The sequence below is a fragment of the Desulfamplus magnetovallimortis genome (assembly GCF_900170035.1).
GTDB lineage: Bacteria > Desulfobacterota > Desulfobacteria > Desulfobacterales > Desulfobacteraceae > Desulfamplus > Desulfamplus magnetovallimortis.
Genome location: NZ_LT828554.1, coordinates 66,273 through 84,343, shown reverse-complemented (window position 1 = coordinate 84,343; position 18,071 = coordinate 66,273). Strand labels below are relative to the sequence as shown.

The 18,071-nt window shown below is 45.9% G+C and carries 14 protein-coding genes; all 14 read right to left on the bottom strand.

The features are described from left to right. Window positions 1-170: 170 nt before the first annotated feature. Window positions 171-383, bottom strand: coding sequence for a FeoB small GTPase domain-containing protein (locus MTBBW1_RS20390; protein WP_222424121.1), 213 nt, complete (start codon window positions 381-383; stop codon window positions 171-173). A 109-nt stretch (window positions 384-492) separates the two neighbouring features. After that, complete coding sequence (locus tag MTBBW1_RS20385) at window positions 493-1,065, bottom strand: hypothetical protein (protein WP_222424120.1); 573 nt, start codon at window positions 1,063-1,065, stop codon at window positions 493-495. After that, window positions 1,055-1,873, bottom strand: a complete 819-nt coding sequence (locus MTBBW1_RS20380; protein WP_080806596.1) for a Hachiman antiphage defense system protein HamA — start codon at window positions 1,871-1,873, stop codon at window positions 1,055-1,057. The genes MTBBW1_RS20385 and MTBBW1_RS20380 overlap by 11 nt, the downstream gene beginning before the upstream one ends. A gap of 16 nt (window positions 1,874-1,889) precedes the next feature. Next, on the bottom strand, window positions 1,890-2,645 hold the full coding sequence (locus MTBBW1_RS20375; RefSeq protein WP_080806594.1) for a hypothetical protein: 756 nt from the start codon (window positions 2,643-2,645) through the stop codon (window positions 1,890-1,892). A 3-nt stretch (window positions 2,646-2,648) separates the two neighbouring features. Continuing rightward, the gene (gene pglZ / locus MTBBW1_RS20370) at window positions 2,649-4,670 is read right to left on the bottom strand and encodes a BREX-3 system phosphatase PglZ (protein WP_080806592.1); all 2,022 of its coding nucleotides are present in this window, start codon (window positions 4,668-4,670) and stop codon (window positions 2,649-2,651) included. Next, window positions 4,663-6,411 carry an SNF2-related protein gene (locus MTBBW1_RS20365; protein WP_222424119.1) on the bottom strand — a complete coding sequence of 583 codons (1,749 nt, stop codon included), beginning with the start codon at window positions 6,409-6,411 and terminating at the stop codon, window positions 4,663-4,665. The genes pglZ and MTBBW1_RS20365 overlap by 8 nt, the downstream gene beginning before the upstream one ends. Beyond that, on the bottom strand, window positions 6,411-7,073 hold the full coding sequence (locus tag MTBBW1_RS20360; RefSeq protein ID WP_080806590.1) for a DUF4276 family protein: 663 nt from the start codon (window positions 7,071-7,073) through the stop codon (window positions 6,411-6,413). Before MTBBW1_RS20360 ends, MTBBW1_RS20365 begins: the two co-directional genes overlap by 1 nt. Before the next feature lie 4 nt (window positions 7,074-7,077). Next, window positions 7,078-8,370 carry an AAA family ATPase gene (locus MTBBW1_RS20355; protein ID WP_080806588.1) on the bottom strand — a complete coding sequence of 431 codons (1,293 nt, stop codon included), beginning with the start codon at window positions 8,368-8,370 and terminating at the stop codon, window positions 7,078-7,080. Continuing rightward, the gene (locus MTBBW1_RS20350; RefSeq protein ID WP_080806585.1) at window positions 8,370-11,225 is read right to left on the bottom strand and encodes a DNA methyltransferase; all 2,856 of its coding nucleotides are present in this window, start codon (window positions 11,223-11,225) and stop codon (window positions 8,370-8,372) included. The genes MTBBW1_RS20355 and MTBBW1_RS20350 overlap by 1 nt, the downstream gene beginning before the upstream one ends. A 339-nt stretch (window positions 11,226-11,564) precedes the next feature. Further along, complete coding sequence (locus MTBBW1_RS20345; protein WP_080806580.1) at window positions 11,565-12,116, bottom strand: type II toxin-antitoxin system VapC family toxin; 552 nt, start codon at window positions 12,114-12,116, stop codon at window positions 11,565-11,567. Beyond that, entirely contained in the window at window positions 12,106-12,462 is a 357-nt protein-coding gene (locus MTBBW1_RS20340; protein WP_080806578.1) for an STAS-like domain-containing protein, read from the bottom strand. The genes MTBBW1_RS20345 and MTBBW1_RS20340 overlap by 11 nt, the downstream gene beginning before the upstream one ends. A 16-nt stretch (window positions 12,463-12,478) precedes the next feature. Continuing rightward, on the bottom strand, window positions 12,479-13,351 hold the full coding sequence (locus MTBBW1_RS20335; protein ID WP_080806576.1) for an ATP-binding protein: 873 nt from the start codon (window positions 13,349-13,351) through the stop codon (window positions 12,479-12,481). Next, window positions 13,352-16,171: a DNA methyltransferase gene (locus MTBBW1_RS20330; RefSeq protein ID WP_080806573.1), complete on the bottom strand. Its 2,820-nt coding sequence runs from the start codon at window positions 16,169-16,171 to the stop codon at window positions 13,352-13,354. It lies immediately after the preceding gene. Window positions 16,172-16,225: 54 nt separating this feature from the next. Next, on the bottom strand, window positions 16,226-18,067 hold the full coding sequence (locus MTBBW1_RS20325; protein WP_087881809.1) for an RNA-binding domain-containing protein: 1,842 nt from the start codon (window positions 18,065-18,067) through the stop codon (window positions 16,226-16,228). Window positions 18,068-18,071 lie beyond the last annotated feature (4 nt).

Below are 18,071 nucleotides of genomic sequence, written 5' to 3'. Positions count from 1 at the left end.
TCTTATTGCTTTTTCCGAAGTTATTGCAGTTGTCTGAACCAGGATAACCAGGATGGATAGGATGCTCAGGATAGAAAATCTTGCCTTATCTTGTTAATCTTGGGAATCCTGATTCAGACAGTGTTGACAAGGCTTACAAGATCATAGGTGTCGATTTTGAATATTAAGTGCTATGCATACAGGAAGTCCCATCTCCATAAATTGCAGGAAAGATATAGGTTTCTTTCAAGATTTGAGGCATCCACGATATTGACAACCATGTCAGGTTTTTCAAGGGCAAGGTAGTCCCTTGCCACCATCTCTTCAAGGGAATATGCAGAAAGAAAATATGTTCCGGGAAGATCAATTACATTACTTTTGCAGCGTATGGAGCCACTTGTCACGAGGCAGATCGGAGTAGGACGGCAGAGCCTTCCAGGCGGAATTCTCCAGCTTTTTCCTCAGCACGGCCGAGATCACATCACCAAATAAAAGCTGCCTGGGAGTCCCGACTTAATAGACAGCGTCCCTCAGCTTGGTTGCCAAATCGAGAAGATTTTCTTCACCATTCCCATCCTCGAAAAACTGGAGAATCCATTTTGAAATCCCAACAATGAATTCGCTGAACGGTCCCTCGGCTTCATCGAAAAATGTTTCGAGATCGGCCTGCAACAACCAGAGCAACAGGTCTTCCAAACCATCGCCATCCAGATCTGGACAGTCACCATCGATACGCTTGGCTAATACCGACGCGCTTCCGGGGAGATCACACAGATAATAGGAAGCGGAGCCCAGCAGCACGAGGTATGGATCAAGTGTCTCGTTCAGCTTTGACTGGAGGTAGGAGTCGAAAAAGCGGGCGGAAAATAACAGATTGGTTTTCAGCTCCGCGAGGGTATCGGAATCTGACTCATCCCGGTTGATGGTGGCGGCGAGGTCACCCAGAAGTCCAATGGAGAGGGTGAGGAGCTTGGCTGGATCTTGGGTGATTTTGATGTGATGTTCTTCTGGAACACTGTACTCGAGCATCTTGGCCTTTGACCGGGTAACGCCAAGTAGAAGTTGGGATTTCTGTTCAGGCCTCATCCGCAGCCCTCCTGTAGAGCTCATGGACGAGTGTCATCATCTGATTCCCTTTGATGACCACCAACGCAAGGTCACCTGAATGCGGATGAGAGGAGGCATCAGTCGAGGATGTCAGCTCGCTGTCAAAAAGCGGATTCTCAAAAAGCGCGACGGCTCCATAAACTTCCTTGTATGGGTGATCAACTTCGTTCTGGAAGCGCTCAATTTTTTCGGCATCATCAAGCTCATTTCGGCCATGCAGTCTTTGCTTGATGGCATTTAAAGACTCCGCCTTCCGCGCGATGTCTTTTTCCGAGCCATCTACCGCATCTTGAAGTCTCGCCTTGGCTTTCTTTCCTGAGAATTGCGCCTTCGCTTCAAAGATTGCCAGCTTATCTTTCGAAGAGGCGTTGCCATCCTTGACGACATGAAAGCCGATAATGTCACTGCCTTTTGTCGACTCATTCCGGATGGTTTTGTCACCATAGCGAGTACGTGGAACCCAGTACCCGTTCAAGTATTCAAGAAAATCGGCTACCAGCACTTCACCGAAATCGCCAGCTCGTATGCTGGGGCCTGGTGCAGCTTTTGGGTCAGGAAACTTTATGCTATGGAGATATTCTGAGCGGGAGCATTTGTACCCTCTGCGCCAATAATCGATTTCACTATCAAAGCAGTAATGATTTCGAAAGTGTTTCGCCCATGCAGAGAGCACTGTATCATCTTGTACATGACAGAATTCCCAGACCTCGACATCTTTGCCATCTGCGGTTTTCAACCGTTCGCCGGTATCAACTAGCCATTTTGTATGTTCCGAAGTCCAAGGCATTCCTTTGTCATCCCTTTTACAAATCCTTCAATTTCAAAAGCTCATCATCCAGTCCGTATCGAACAACATCGATGGTATTGCTCTGCTGCGCGATGTAGTCGCCTGTCAATACGGGCAATTGAAACGGGAAGAATGCCGGGTTGTTTTTTAATAATCCAAGAGCGGCTTTTCCCTCTTTATCAGCATACAGAGCGGCTTCATATAAAAGTATTGTGAGGTTCGGTTCACTAATTCCCATCGGTTTGCATTGTTCATAGCAACCCTTGACCTTGGAATCCTCTAACACGCCCCATGCAACAAAAGAACGGATTGCGTACCGGGCATTCCTGGCCACCGTTTCCCTGTCGCCGTACTGCTCTTTGAGCCGGGAGAACACTTGGACCTGTGTGATCTGATCTTGCAGGTTGAAAAGCCTCCCTGTCTGTTTTGCGACATTAAACCAGAAGGGATATGATGCAGAGATCACCGCCCAGTGGTACGGAAGCCAGTTTCGGGGATTCTCATGCCGAATAAGTGCAAGAGCATGATCCCTGAAGGGAATTAAATCTTTTTCCGGAGCAAACCACGATGCGAGAATACTGATGGCCATGCCATACGTTTTTTTCCCTCGCTCACCAGTGCCGCCGCTTTGTTTTTGAGTTGATAGAAACTCGTCCAATTCAGCTCGAATCTCTTTTTCATTGAGACCGGCTAACATCATTTTGACGACATGGTCCATCCAGTGTTTTTGAATGGTCTGCTTGATGCCCAGTTTGTCGTGTCGCTTGCTCATTACCTAAGTCCTCCTTTCTACTTTTATCAGAGGCACGATAACTTCTTCGATAGCAACACCTCCATGGCCGACAATTGAGTCGCCCTCATTAACAAATGCATCACTCCTGGTAGCAACTAATGGGAAATAATCATCAGGCAGGCCCGATGGCTGCCATTCACGCGCAAAGGTAAAGGTCGAAGATATCTGTGAGCGCAGTTCCGGTGTCGGATATATTCGAACTCTTTCTCCACGACTTTCTGCAATCGCCCCCTCAGTTGGCCGTCCTTTGCCGATCGATTCTATGTTGCCGTGGTCTGAAGTTATCCAGGTTTCATAGTCATGGCTGCTCAGGTAATTAAGCAGAGAAGTCAGGTATTCACCTCGGCACCATTGATCTATCTGGTTATGCATGCCTGCGGCTCCGAGCTGCATCCCATGCATGATCTTGTCCACTTTATCGATCACCAGCCCGACAACTTTTGTCTTCGCTGGATTGATTAAGCTATCCATCGCGGCTTCAGCATCACCATCTCCAAGACTGCGTTTATAAGCGATATCCAGCTTTGAGATGTCATGGCCTTGCCAAAATTGCTTCCACAGCTTTTCTTCGCTGTTTGTGGAGTTGATGGAAGATGGGAAATAGATCGGCGATTTGCCTGAAAATATGGCTTGTCGTGAAACAGACGTGAGCGTTGGTATCCACGCGAACGTTGCAGATTCTCGCAAAACAAGATCGCTATTTTGTTTCTGGATTATGTTCCGAACCGTGACCCACTGATCCAGCGAAAGCCCGTCAATTACGACCAACGCGACCTTTTTGCTCTTTTGACCTGCCTGCGCCGACGCTTCGGCAGGCAGGTCTTCAATATATCGAGCCAGGTGTCGCGGTACGTGATGCAACATTGCCGGAGTTGAAGGAGGCAGGTTTATCAGACTGGCATAATGCGTTTCCAACCAATCGGCAAAGAGGCTATTCAATTTTTGACCGGTTTCACTATAGCGTTTCTTATGATCAGCATTATTTGCTGTGTGTATAAGAGCCGAAAGCTCCGCCCATTTCATGGCGAACGCAATCCAGTCAGTGTATATCGAATCCATTGATAAGTCGGCTGCTTCAACGAGATCAAAAAGTCGGGAAACCCTGAGATCCTCACCGTCTGATTTGGCTGCTGAAATGCCGCTTAAAATCCAAGAGTCTTTTTCGATATCTATGCCGGGCAAGTCAACCGGAGTAAGTTTTCCCTCTACAAATAAATTATCGATATAAACGCGTATGTCCTGATGGTCGAATGGAAGTGCCACAGGCCCTTGGACCTTTAAACCATAGGCGTCAGAATCTTCTTTGACCTGATTTGCTTGATTGAGATTTTCAAGGAATATTGGCCAGCGTTCCTGAATGAAGGCAAAGAACTGTTCCGCATCCGGGATGATTTGAGACAGACTCCAGCCTTTAAAACTGCCACTGTTTTCAAATATCTCAACCAACCTGTCTGCCAGCATCGAGGGGATTGCCAGACTCCCGTAGTGTATGCGCAACAGAAAGCGGAGAAGCTCAACTTCTGTGGAAGAGAGTTCTGCTGCCACTCCAAATACATGCCGAAGGATAAAATCCTTAGTGGCGTTCTCGCCCATGCGGTCGGGAGATGTTTTCTTTTGGGCATCAAACAGCGAATCCAGCAGGCTGCGATCAAGCTGCTCCACAACTGGATAGCTCATGTTGGGGAAAAGATCGCCCAAACTGAAAGACAGCTTTCTTCCGGCTTGAAGCAGATCATAAGGCAAGGTTGCCAATTCCGCATCCTGTAATCTCAGGATCACAACAAGGTCGGTATGTTCGCCCCGATCCCAGATGGATCGATATTTCGATTCATAGGCATATCTGAACTCAATCGGGTCATTAAACTCGATGAGATCAAACCCTCGATTCCTCAGTTCCATTACCAGTTTTTCTTCGGTCAAAAGGCAATCCGGATCAGATACCAGTGTTAGTTTGGCAACATTAGGTATAAAATCTTTAAGAATGGTGTTTGGCCAGCTACTCACAAACACCTCCATGTCCAACATTCAGCATCAACAGCGGCCGCATTTCCGGCACTATCTGCCGGGCAGATTTAAGCTCACTGCGCCATTGTGATTCATCTTCATCCAGACGGGCCAATCTGAACTGCCTAACCTCAGGAAGCCCCAGTCGGTCGATGGAACCATTCAGAATGGCGCATGGGATGCCTCGTTCCTCAAGATAGGTTCGCAGCATTGCCTGCGTTGGAACAAATTCGGTGAAAATCAGCAGTTTCAGTTGATCATCATTTTCCTCTCCCTGCAGCTGAAAGATGAGGTTCATCAGCGCTTCGGTTTTGATATCAGGCCCGGCCATTTCAGCGGCCCGGGCGAGATCCAACAGAGCGTTGACTTCCGCCATCTCAGTGGTTCTGCCGGGTTCATCCACTTTAACCAGCAGGTCCAGCTGCATCTGGCCGTCAAGGTCTGTGAAGTCCTCCAACTCTTCTTCGCCGAGGGAGGTGCGAGTCTCTCGCAAATTTTCCAGTGCCTGCAGCCTTCGCTCCAGCGTACAGCGGATGGCGTGAGAGCTTGAAGTGACAATTCGCTGCAGAAGAACCATCAAGAAAACGATATGCGGCTTGCGATCCTTTACCGCACGGTTATAGCCTTCTTTCACATAGTCAGTAACTGCTTCGTACAATGCCACCTGTGCCGGATTTTTCTCCAGATCCACACCCAGCGTCTGTGTGGTGCGCGGCCGGAAGAGCGGTTTTCCGTCTGCCGTCACCGCTTTGCGCTTTTCAGTTCGTATTACAAAATTAGAAACCCTGTCACGGGTCACGCTTTCCAAGTCAGGGAAAGCCATTGGATCAAGTAAACTCATCAGACTCTGAAAGGCATCGGATTTGCCTTGGTGAGGTGTTGCCGACAAAAGCAGGAGATACGGTGCTGCCTCGGCGAGTCCTTGGCCAAGTTTGTAGCGGGCCACCTGATCGGTACTGCCACCCATTCGGTGGGACTCGTCCACCACAATTAAATCCCATTGACCCTGGACCAGTCTCTCGTAGCGATTCCGGTTGTACGCCTGAATCTTTTCTTTTGACCAGCCTCTGCGACGGGTCAGCGGTTTAACGGCATCCAGCGTTACGATGGCCTGAGGAAACCGCATCCATGGGTTGTAATCACTTGTGTGGTCTGTTTTCCCGCTGACGTACTGACCCGGCCTTTCCAGTCGCTCCAAGGCATCCAGATCGCCCGGGTTAACCAGAGAAAAGGATTCATTGAAATGGGTGTCCATTTCAGCCACCCATTGCATGGCCAGACTCTTTGGAGTTACTACCAAGGTTCGACGTACAAGCCCGCGTAATTTCAACTCACGCATCACGAGACCGGCTTCGATTGTCTTTCCAAGGCCGACCTCATCAGCCAGCAGGTAGCGGACACGATCGCCGGATATGGCCCGGGAGAGTGCGTGAATCTGGTGCGGCAGTGGAATTACATTGGACTCCATGGGAGCCAGCAATACATGCCCGTTGGATGCGCTTGATGAGCCTTCCAAAACCTCAGCCACCTTTGCTGCAGCCGAAATATAGGCGATTCGGTGTGTTTCAATCTCCGGACGTTGGTTGCTTGACAACGGTTGTAAATCCGACTGGGGCACACGCACAACCGCATCCTGATTCAACAGCCAGACACGACATACCGTCTGTCCCCACAAGGTCTGTTCATCAATAACCTTGCAGGCGCTTTTGTGTATTGTGCTGTATTGCCAGGGTGACTCCATCAATCTGACGCTCCAGCGAGTTCAAGCAATTTTTGGCGGAAATACCTGAAACTTGGAGATGCATTGTTGGTTACATCCATGTGCGGACTGATTTTTTCAGCCCACTGTGACTTTTCAGCACCGATAGCTTGCCAACCTTTTGCCGAAAGTGCGGCTGAACTTCCGTTATATAATGCATCTGCCAAGTGCTCCCAGGTGCCGCAAATGGAATCATTCACGTACGCGTTCAGGACAGCGTCTTTGGCTTCCGGATAGGCAGATTTGACTGCCGGGATATCGCCAAGAAACCAAGCTTCACCTTCTTCAATGGCGATGCAAAAACGGGTTTCTGGTTGGGGGTTGCAGGCGTTCAGAATATTGGAAAGCTCTTTACGAAACGCTTTCAGGCACTTGTCATCAAGATCGCAGACAAGGATGACGGCCGCTGGGTAATCTTCTGGATAATTGGCGAAGGCATTGCCATAACCGCGAAGAAGTTTTGGGAGCTGGTTAAGCAAAATACGCTTGCTGGCATCTCCACCGTTGCCGAGGTTTTTCGGGATGCGGCCTATGCCTTTATAGGGATGAATAGTGAACGTATGGTCATCGCCGATGATTTTGGGGACAAGGATATCGAGCGCTTTCTTGCCAGACTGGTCTTCAACGAGAATCTCAAAATGCATCCGATCACCTCGCGTCCAAATAATCGCTGTACCAAAGCCCGCCCAGCGGCAAGCCTTCGGCCACCATGTTCTTGACGATGGCATCGTCACTTGCCCTGCGTATGGCGGAAAAACCATCCTTACCTTTCTCAAGAATCCAAACTTCGTCGGGTTCGAAAGCGTCAACAAAATAGGGCTGGTGAGTCGTAATGAAGACCTGCGAGCCGCCTTTCCGCCCAGTGGCATGCTCCCGGAATTCCTTGGCCAAGGATTCAAGCAGCTTGTGATACAAGCCATTTTCTGGTTCTTCAATACACAAAAACGGCGGTGGAGTCGGGTCTTCCAGCAACAGCAAATATGCAAAAACCTTTAAGGTGCCATCAGACATCTGTTGAGCGTAAAAGGGGTCATGGAAACCTTTGTCGTTGAACCGGAGTAACAGTCGTCCATCATTAGTCTTCTCGGTATCTATCTTTTCAATTCCAGGAATCTTATCGGCAATCCTGTTCAGAATATTCTGAAAACGTTTGGGATGTTCGCGCTTCATGAACTGGACGACGTTACCTATATTATCCCCGTGGATATTGAGATGCTTTTGTGGACCGGCCAGCGGTAAACTTCGTGCCGCATCAGGCGTGAAATAGCTGAGGTACCAGCCTTCAATAAATCGCCGGAAAGCGGAAATCCTCGGATGCTGTTTCAGGGAGCCTAAAGTGGCAATGCCCAGCTTACGTCGATCCTCCAGCTCTACAATTTCTGTCTCTTTTGGCTCCTCTTTGTCCTCACCAGACTTCAGAGATTCCATCAGACTTAGAAGGTCGAAATCACCCTTGGCTTCATCAATCTGACGGCCTTCTTGTTCTCCCTTCCAGGCAACACCTTTCCCACTATTCAAAATCAAAAAAGAAAATGGCCAACCGTGTTTTTGGCCTTTCCTTCGCTGCCTAAGTCGCTCGCTCAAGACATACGGTCTTCCAGACGAGTCAACGTCTATTGCAAGTTCGTAAGTAATAGGGCGGGCATTTCCATTCTCTTTGTAGTACACCTCAAATTCAATAGGCTCATCTTCCTCTTGTGAACGAATTCTTTCAAAACCGCCACGACCTCTTGTATAACAAGCCTCTTCTACACCTGATTTCAAACAATCGGCCAAGAAACCAAACGCATCAAAAAGTGTACTTTTGCCAACGCCATTTTTGCCAATGACGGCTGTCATCGGTGTCAGCGGCACTTCCTTTTGTTGATTCCAAAGGCGCCCAAGCGTGACGTCCTTTAACGCCCTGAAATTTTTTATTCGAAAACCTTCTATCTTTGCCATTATTCACCTTCCATTCTTGTTACCGCCTGATCATACCACATGAGCAGCTTGGGATCTTCCTCAAGGATTTTGTTCGGGATTTTTTCGGCTACGGTGATAATCACTTTGTAGTCCCGTTCCTGCCATGCTTTTTTGAACCCGGCACGAACTGCTTCAAGTCGGAATATCTTGAGCTCTTTCTTGGCCTGCTTGTACTCTTCAAACTCTTTCAGCAGGGATTTCTCACGCAGTTTTTCCAAGTCTCCCGCTTTGTTTGGATCGGGCACGTACCAGCGGCCTTTGGCCTTGGCGACCAATGCCGGATCCTCCTTGGTGAGGTTGCGCATATCTTTCCAGTTGGTAGAGAGATATCTATGGATCTGTTCAGGAACCGGGCCTTTGCCGTCGTAAGGAAGGAAGTTCTGTTCCAGCAGAGTGGAGAGTTCCAGGCCGACCTCATTTTTACTCCAACCGCCGATCTCCTTCATAAATAGAGGATTGATATCCTGAAAACGCTGCGGTTTGTCACGAAGCAGACTGCGCAGCCACTCAATGGCCGAGGTTTCATCGGAAATAAATAGCGATTGCTGGATCGGTCTTCCGCCACCAATCATCTTTTTGCGATCGTATTCTGCTACCTGCTCCGGCAGGAAGTACATGCCATCCCGCTCGGAAAAACGCTGGGACAATCCAAGCTGGAAATCCTGACTGTCAATGGGGACGTTGTAGCCTTTGCGCACATAATAGGCGATCACCTGATCGTAGAGGATACGTGGGTCACGTTCTGGAATGGCAACAAGATCCAATCCCAGTTTTTTAGTCACTGGGAGATATTTCAAATGAGTGCGAATAAAGTCCCAGACACCTTCTTCGGTTTGGGCTTCCTGTTCGAAACGCTCCTCAAAGCCGCCATTGGGTTTATAAGCTGAGATGACAAGATCTTGTTTTACAGCTGTTGGGGTTGTGTAAGCATTGAAGCTGCCCTGCTTTTTGTCCAGAGCGGAAACATTAGCGACTATAAAGCCAGCCTCATAAATTGCAGTCTGTATATTATTCCAGACGGCAGCATTTGTATTTGAAAACTCAACTGTCATCCACCGTCCGGGCTTCAACAAATTGAATGCCTGCCGAAAGCCTTCCTTCATCAAGGTACGATAATCTTCAGAGGACTTTCCCTGCTTCTTGCTTTCAATTGCCTCTAATGAATTGTTTGTTCCCACTGAAAGCCAAGGCTCCCAAAGAATATTTAATTCGGAGTAGTTAATGTTTGCACCGAAAGGTGGATCAATAAAAATGTAGTCAATCGAGTTTTCATGAGAAGCAAATGGACTGGTTGCACTTTTTGTTTCAATAAGGGTCGAACCCGAAACTGCATTAATGTCAAATAGCAGTGATCGTATCCGAGACTCCAAGCTATTGAATACGGATACTTCTGGATTAGTGCTTGAAATGTACAAAGTACCTTTTGTGCCAGCATTCACAAAGCCTCCACCACCGTGGAAATAATATGAAAATGCGATGCTGGCCATTTTAGAAAGAACACGCTGACTAGCAGTAATTAAGAATGGGAGACGCCCACCATTACTGATTGCCCGCTCCCAAGTCGCAGCTAAAACCCACAAATTTCGCTTTGTAAAAAGGTGATGCGCAGAGGTGAAACCAATTCTGATTGGTTCTCCAGTCTTATCGCCTTCCGGTATAACCGATGTCGGATACCAATACTCAATTTGGCTATTATCAATTTTACTTAGGACCTCGAAATCGAAGTCATCAGGTTCTTTTTCAAATCGTCCTCTCTCGCCAGGAATTGAATAATTTATTGCAACAGGTAGCTGCTTCGCCTGCCGAACTGACGAGTTGATAGCACTATCGAACTTGGTTACCCAAGCCCTATCCATGCTTCGCTTGGTTAATTTTGCGCTACAATGTGGGCATGGAAATTCTTTTAGCACTTCCTTTTTTTGATGATCGACTGCGGTATTCCAAAAAGTCACTTCGCCAGTACATTCTGGACAAACAAAGACATCAGACCAAACCGTATAGTTGATCTTAGCTTTGGCTTTCCCATCCGTATGGAGCGTTTCATACATCCAACCGCATTCTTTCTCGACTTTCTTTAGAACGCGCTTTGCCTCTTTCTCAAAAACCGAAATATCGACAGGCGTATTATAGTTGTAAGCAATAAATGTAGCGGCAGGAGACAGGTCATTTAATATGGCCTTGCGAGCGCCAAGTTTCGAGAATGGTTTCCAGATCTTTTTGCCATCCTCATCAGTCTCTTCCTGAAGGATTGTTCCATCCGGTTTCACTTGATAACCAAGCGACACGACCACATCCCGGTCACCACACATTTGAGCGGCCACACCTGTCATTCCGGTGCCGCAGAAGCCGTCGAAGACAATGTCACCCGGTTCGGTGTAGTGGAGGATGTAACGCATAATGGCTTTATGCGGCACCTTGGTATGGTAAGAGTGCGCATTGTAAATCGGGTCGTTTTTTCCTTCGCTGACATCCGCGGCAAAGGGCTCCCTATGGTAATGATAGTCCGCTGGTTTTTCAGGTTTCTGGCTTTCCCATTCATCAATAAAGTCTGCGATCCATGGATTCGGACAGGCGGTGTAATATGGTGGATCGCTCAGTTTGAGAATGTCTTCATCTTCACCGATCGGAAAGCCTTCAATCTTGCGGAATTCGGGGTCCCGCAGCTTTTTGCGCAGCTCCTCCGTAAAGTGTGTACGCCGGGCGTCGTCGTTCTCAAATTCCAGACCAAGGCATTTCACCGGCCCGTCATTGGAAACAATCTCTTCATCAAAAAGGTTTTCGCTGCCCGGTTTGCCGGGAACGACCTTTGCCTTAAACAGTTCCTGTTGTTTCATATTGATCGTGTCTCCAACAATCCAATTTCTTGAAAATCTGCATTACAGTGCACAAGTTATCCCCAACTTATCTTCAACTTGTGCACTGTTCTTTTTCCATAAGTGCACAAGACGCAACCCGGCTTCGGTTAATAAATATTTTTGATCTTTTTCAAGCATCCTTCACATGATCCCGAAAAAATTTTACACTTTTGAGATAATATCTCCAAAAAATGAGGATATGTCTCTAAAAAGTGTAAAAGGATGAATGAAGCATGCCCTTTTTCACGGGGTTTATCCGGCTTAGTCATGGATAGCAATCCATTGGAAATAAGGGGATTAACAAAATTTTTCTCATCTTTATGGACAAGCTCTTAAAAGTCGCGGATTTGTGGTTAAAACCTCAATGCCACCGTCCTGAAAATCACCGTCATTGGTCATCAACTTAAGATTTCTTTTTTTGCAGATGTCCACCAAGAGGGCATCATTAAAATCTTCACCTCCTGCTGAAAAAGCAGAGAGCGCCTGATTCAGATCCAATTCATTGGCTGGGATGGAGTGGATTTGACAGAAACTTAGGATTCTTTTGGCAAATGTTTCTGTCGCTGATGCAATTGCTGAGAAATCAGAGGAGTTTCTGAAATCTTTAAATTTCGTATACTGGGATTTGTAGTTTCCTTCCCACTCAATTCTTATATAGCGATTCAAATATTCGCTTAATACCATCGGATCAAGAACCGGTTGAGCTTTAGCGGAAATAAGGCTTGAGAAAGCAGTCGAGTATTGAGTTGCAAACCTATTTGACGGGTCAGTTGGCGCCGGAAACAGGTAAAGCCAGATATTTGTGTCCACAAGAACCTGTTCATCTGAACTGAAGGAATAGGAAGACAGATCATAAGCCTTATTCTTCATTGTTATCTTCCTCCAGCCATGCGTCATCATAAGATTTTTTGTTGGAATAATACTTCTTCGCGTTGTCCACAACACGCTTGAGCAACTCCATGTCATCAGAGGAAAGTCCCTCAACTCTCAACTGAGTTCGAATCGCATCCTCGCTAAAAGAGCCGTAGAGCTGTCCAATTGCGACATTGAGAAAGAGCGAGATCAGCATGGTTACATTCTCAAATGAGATAGTAACTTTTTTCCCGGCTTTAACGAGCTGCTCTACCTTGCCGAATACTTTCTGGCCGTCCTCAGCGGATATGCAGAGCGGACTGCCTATCAAATCCGCTACCTTTATTTTGACTTGATCACTCATAATAACTCCTTAGATTTCAAAAGATATCTTCACTTTTCAGTTCAGACTTCAAACAGTAACTGCTTGTATCCTCGGTGTTAATTTCAATATTTACGCAGGTTCCGGGAAAATCGTTGTTCATTTTTTGAATAGACTCACCGTTTGCAGAAAATTCGTAGTATCCAAATCTGGACACAACCTGAATTTTTCCGCGGTTCATTTCAATAAAATCTTTAATCAGCTTCAACCCAAGCCCACCTGGCTGATTCCCAGTTTTCGTGGTATTGCCCTCTGTCATAGCCCATTCAATGGCCTTACAGGAATTGAGTTTTGGTTTCCGAGTATATCTTCGAACGTTTTCCCGAATCCCGACTCCAGCATCAGCAATGGTAAAGTCCAGTCGATGTTTTTTTGGATAAAATTGCCCGCAGACAAAAATTCCGGTTTTCGATTGAGAATGAATGGTCGCATTGAGAAATATTTCGAACAGACTTTGCCTAAAGCGTTTGGTCAATGCTACCGACATGGTTGGGATACCTCTTCCTCGCATATAAGTATCAAGATAATCGCTAAACTGATCTCCAGCGGTAAGCTTGAGGATTTTGAACGGCAGTGTTGTCTGGTTTGTATCCGTTAACTCAGGCTGATTGAATACGCTCAGAAATTTGTTTTTCCGTAGAATGTTACTTACTCCTGCTGGCACATTGGTAATGATCACATCATTCAGCTCATCACGAAGTCTCGCAATTACGGCATATAGCGGTGCCGCCATATTGGCTTCGAAAAAACTGCAGAATGAAAGATCGAATTCAACAGAATCCAACCGAACATCCTTCGTTCTGACGGCAATCTCAGCGATGGTATCAAAGCCTCCGCAATTGCTTCTTATTGTGCCAACATTGAGCTTCATCTAATTATCCTCTCCGAGTCTCGTAACCGCCTGGTCGTACCACATGAGCAGCTTGGGATCTTCCTCGAGTACGTTGTTCGGGATTTTTTCGGCGACGGTGATAATCACTTTATAGTCCCGTTCCTGCCATGCTTTTTTGAATCCTACCCGGACGGCCTCCAGACGGAATATCTTGAGCTTTTTCTTGACCTGCTTGTATTCTTCAAACTCCTTGAGCAACGCTTTTTCACGGAGTTTTTCCAGGTCACCGGCTTTATTCGGATCGGGCACATACCAGCGGCCTTTGGCTTTGGCGATCAGAGCTGGATCATTTTTGGTAAGGTTGCGCAGTTCTTTATACCATGTGGATAAGTGTCCATGTATTTGACTTGGAACAGCTGATTTCCCGTCATAACAGAGGAAATTCTGTTCGAGAAGGGTGGAGAGTTCCAGGCCAACCTCATTTTTACTCCAGCCACTGATCTCTTTCATGAATAACGGATTAATATCCTGAAAACTTTGCGGCTTATCACGCAACAGACTGCGCAGCCATTCAATGGCCGAGGCTTCATCGGAAATAAACAGCGACTGCTGTAGCGGTCTGCCGCCACTGATCATCTTTTTGCGATCGTATTCCGCTACCTGCTCCGGCAGGAAGTACATGCCGTCACGCTCGGAAAAGCGCTGGGACAATCCAAGCTGGAAATCCTGACTGTCAATGGGTACGCTGTAGCCTTTACGTACATAGTAGGCAATTACCTGATCGTAAAGGATTCTCGGATCACGTTCAGGGATAGCAACAAGATCTAATCCCAGTTTTTTAGTCACCGGAAGGTATTTCAAATGGGTTCGTATAAAATCCCAGACACCTTCCTCGGTCTGAGCTTCCTGTTTGAAACGTTCTTCGAAGCCGCCGTTTGGTTTATAGGCGGAAATAACGAGGTCTTGTTTGACGGCTGTAGGTGTTGTCACCGCTTTGAAGCTGCCTTGTTTTTTGTCCAAGGCTGATACATTTGCCACAATAAACCCTGCCTCAGTAAGAGCTGTCTGAATGCTGTTCCAAACCGATGCTTTGGTGTTTGAAAACTCTACTGTCATCCAGCGCCCGGGCTTAAGCACTCGATAGGCTTCTTTGAAGCAGGCAGCCATTAAGGTTCGATACTCTGTAGCGCCCTTGCCTTGAACGGAGTTTTCAATAGCCTCTGGTTCGTTATTCGTCCATACTTTCAACCATGATTCCCACAGAAAGTTAAGTTCTGAATAGTTCAAATTAGCTCCAAATGGAGGATCAATGAAAACGTAGTCGTAAGAATTTTCAGATTTCTTGAAGAGGGATGAGTCTTGAGTTGTAATAACTGTGTTCAAACTCGAGTTGGCTTTTTTAAGGAGGTTCGCCAAACGCTTTATTTTACCATCCAGAATATATGGTAAAGAGATATCTACAACCTGAGAGCCGATGTAGAGAGTTCCACTCAAATACTGATTTACTTGGGAAAAATGTGTTGGGACATACCGAGAAATTTTTGCGAATCCCTGCACAGCCTGTTGCACTGTGAATAGGATGTATCGCTTAATGTTTTCAGGTAACTCGTAAGTTTTTTGATATGCGCAACCAAGTACCCACAATCCTCGCTTGGAATAAAAATGATGCATATGAGTAATGCCAATCACATCATTTCGGCGAGTTTCTTTGCCTTCCATTAGACGATTGGTGGGAAAGCTATATGGAATAGCTGAGGACTCTATTTTGTCCAATATTTCAAAGTCCGTCTTATCAGGCTCTTTGGTAAATTTCTGCTTGCCTATCGAGTAATTTATTAAAACTGGAACTTGCTTTGCCTGCTTGATTGAATCTTTGAGGTGGGTGTCGTAATGAGTTATCCATGCTCGATCCATATTTTTTTTCGATAGAGGCGCATCACAAGCTGGACAAGAAAACTCTTTGTTCACCCTGTTTGATTCTTGATCAACGGCAGCTTTTGAAAAAACAACTTCCCCCATGCACTCTGGACAGATAAACACATCTGACCAAACCGTATAATTTATTTTCCCTTTTGTTTTACCGTCGGTATGAAACGTTTCATACATCCAACCGCATTCTTTTTCGACTTCTTTGAGGATGCGTTTGGCCTCTTTCTCAAAACACGCAACATCAATAGGCGTGTTGTAATTGTATGCGATAAATGTGGCGGCGGGAGACAGGTCATTAAGCACAACTTTTCTGGGACCAAGCTTGGAAATTAAAACTTTACGCTTTTTCCCTTCATTATCCAGTTCTTCGCTATATATGCCACCAGAGGAATCAACAGTGTAACCCAAAGATTCAACGATTTCTCTGTTAGCACACATCTGAGCAGCCACAGCCGTCATACCTGTTCCACAAAATCCGTCGAAGACAATATCACCCGGTTCAGTGTAATGAAGGATGTAGCGCATAATCGCCTTGTGCGGTACCTTGGTATGATAAGAGTGAGCACCATAAATTGGGTCGTTTTTCCCTTCACTTACATCCGCAGCAAAAGGCTCCCGGTGGTAATGATAATCCGCTGGCTTTTTCGGCTTCTGGCTTTCCCATTCCTCAATGAAGTCCGCGATCCATGGATTTGGACAGGCAGTATAATATGGCGGATCGCTCAGTTTGAGGATGTCTTCATCTTCACCGATCGGAAAGCCTTCAATCTTGCGGAATTCCGGGTCCTGCAGTTTTTTGCGCAGCTCCTCGGTAAAATGGGCTCGCCGGGCTTCATCATTTTCGAATGCTTGTCCTAAACAAGTTACAGGGCCTTGGCTTACGGTTTCAGGCTGATCTTCAAAACCCGGCAAAATTGATTCTTTACTCATATCAAATTCCTTTTTCTTGATCTGACTCGGATCAAATAGTGCATATGTTAAGCCCTACTTATCCTCAACTTGTGCACTCTCTTTTTTCCACAAAAGCACAAGTTGTAATCCGGGTTCAGTCAGAATATATTTCTGGTTCTTTGCACGGGGTTTATCCGGTTTTGTCATTGCCAATAAACCACTATTAATCAAAGGGTTGATGTGGTTCTTTTTAAAGTAGCCCCGATTTGTAAAACCTGCTTTCTCAAGCAATTCCGTAAGAGAACGTGCCACTTCACAATAGTCAAGAATATCTTTTTGTGTATCTGTGATCTTATTAACTTGTGCACTTGAATCTACGATATTGCCCGCTGAATAACTCTTAACTTGTACACTGGCCGTACTATCTATGTTTTCATCTTCATTTTCTGGAAATAACACTCTCTTTATTATTGGCTTCAGGTGTTCAGCCACGGAATATAATCCTGAGCTGAACTTATGGAGTAAGCTTTGGACGACAAGATGATCTGCAATTGCCTCACATTCTGAATTTCTCTTTGCTGTGATAGCTTTAATGTTCTGGATTGTGATCGTAAGAGATTCCGATCTGCATGCAAAGGCAAAAACAGCTGCTTGTTCTTCAGATAAATGTGCTCCGATTCTACTTTGTATAAGGATTTGTTCTTCGGATAAGAGAATTTGTTTGAGTAACGCAATCTGAAAATCTTTCCCGGATTTGTTATTGCTTATTTTGGGGGGAACATGTCCCAGAGCATGCCAATTCCGGTAAATTGTTCTGATACCAGTACCTGCCTGATCACTTAAGCCAATTCGGCGGAAGGCGCTTACAATGGAAGGATTTCTAACTTCTTTTTCTTTCGGTGATAGAAGTTCATCGAAAGTTGCAAAAGCATCGCCTGGATTCCAGAAAATAGTTCGGTCCTTAAATAATCGAATACTTGGTTTGCGGGTATGGTCTCCGTAATCCTGATGGATCAGCAGGTTGATCGCCGATTCTCTGAATGAGATGTAGTCAGGAGGGTCATCATTTCGACGCAACGTTTCACTATCAACAGAAAAAGGTCTATCGGCAACACGCATATATTTGCCAAATAGCCCCATCCATGTTTGAAAAATGTTTTCCTCAAACACCACCCGGTCATGCCAGCGTTTTTCCGGCATCCAGTCATGGAAATCAAAATCTATACGTTGGTAATCAAGAACAGGTCGGGGGAGAATCTGGCGTACATACATTGCTTTACCAAACAATAAAACACCTGCTCTTGTAGGATATATTTTGTTCTGGTCTTCAGAGATAAAACCCCATTCATGCAGAAACTCGATATGATTTAATGCTGCGTGTCGATCAGGTTGGTGCCTGTTGAATAAGTCACGGTACCAGCTAACCGTGTTTTCATCAAAACACTTATCTGCATTGATTTGATACATGACCTGTGAGTCATATCTTTCTTGTGAAGCATCACGGATAAATTGCTCAATTTCATTTTGAGTACATTGTTCATCACCAGCGCCTCTCCGGATATAGCTTTGCCTGATGTCTCCCTTCAGATAAACTGGTTTTTCATTTCGATTCGCTTCGGGCACAAAAAAGGTGAGCAAAGTGTTGCCGTCATGCTCAATTTTATCTTCCTGAACGGCAATGATACGGTTCAACTTTCCGCCACGAAGTGTGCTGAGAAAATCGTTTTGAACCTTATCCACATCAAGTACGCCAACAATATCCAGATTCCCTTTCTCATCCTTTACGCCAAAGACAAGATACCCACCAGTAGTGTTCGCAAACGCAGAAACTGTTTTATAGGCATCTTCAGGAACGCCTCGTTGAGCTTTTTTGCACTCAAAGTCATTCCACTCATATTTTTTCAAGCGTTTTATTAAATCTTCTTTGCTTATCATAGAT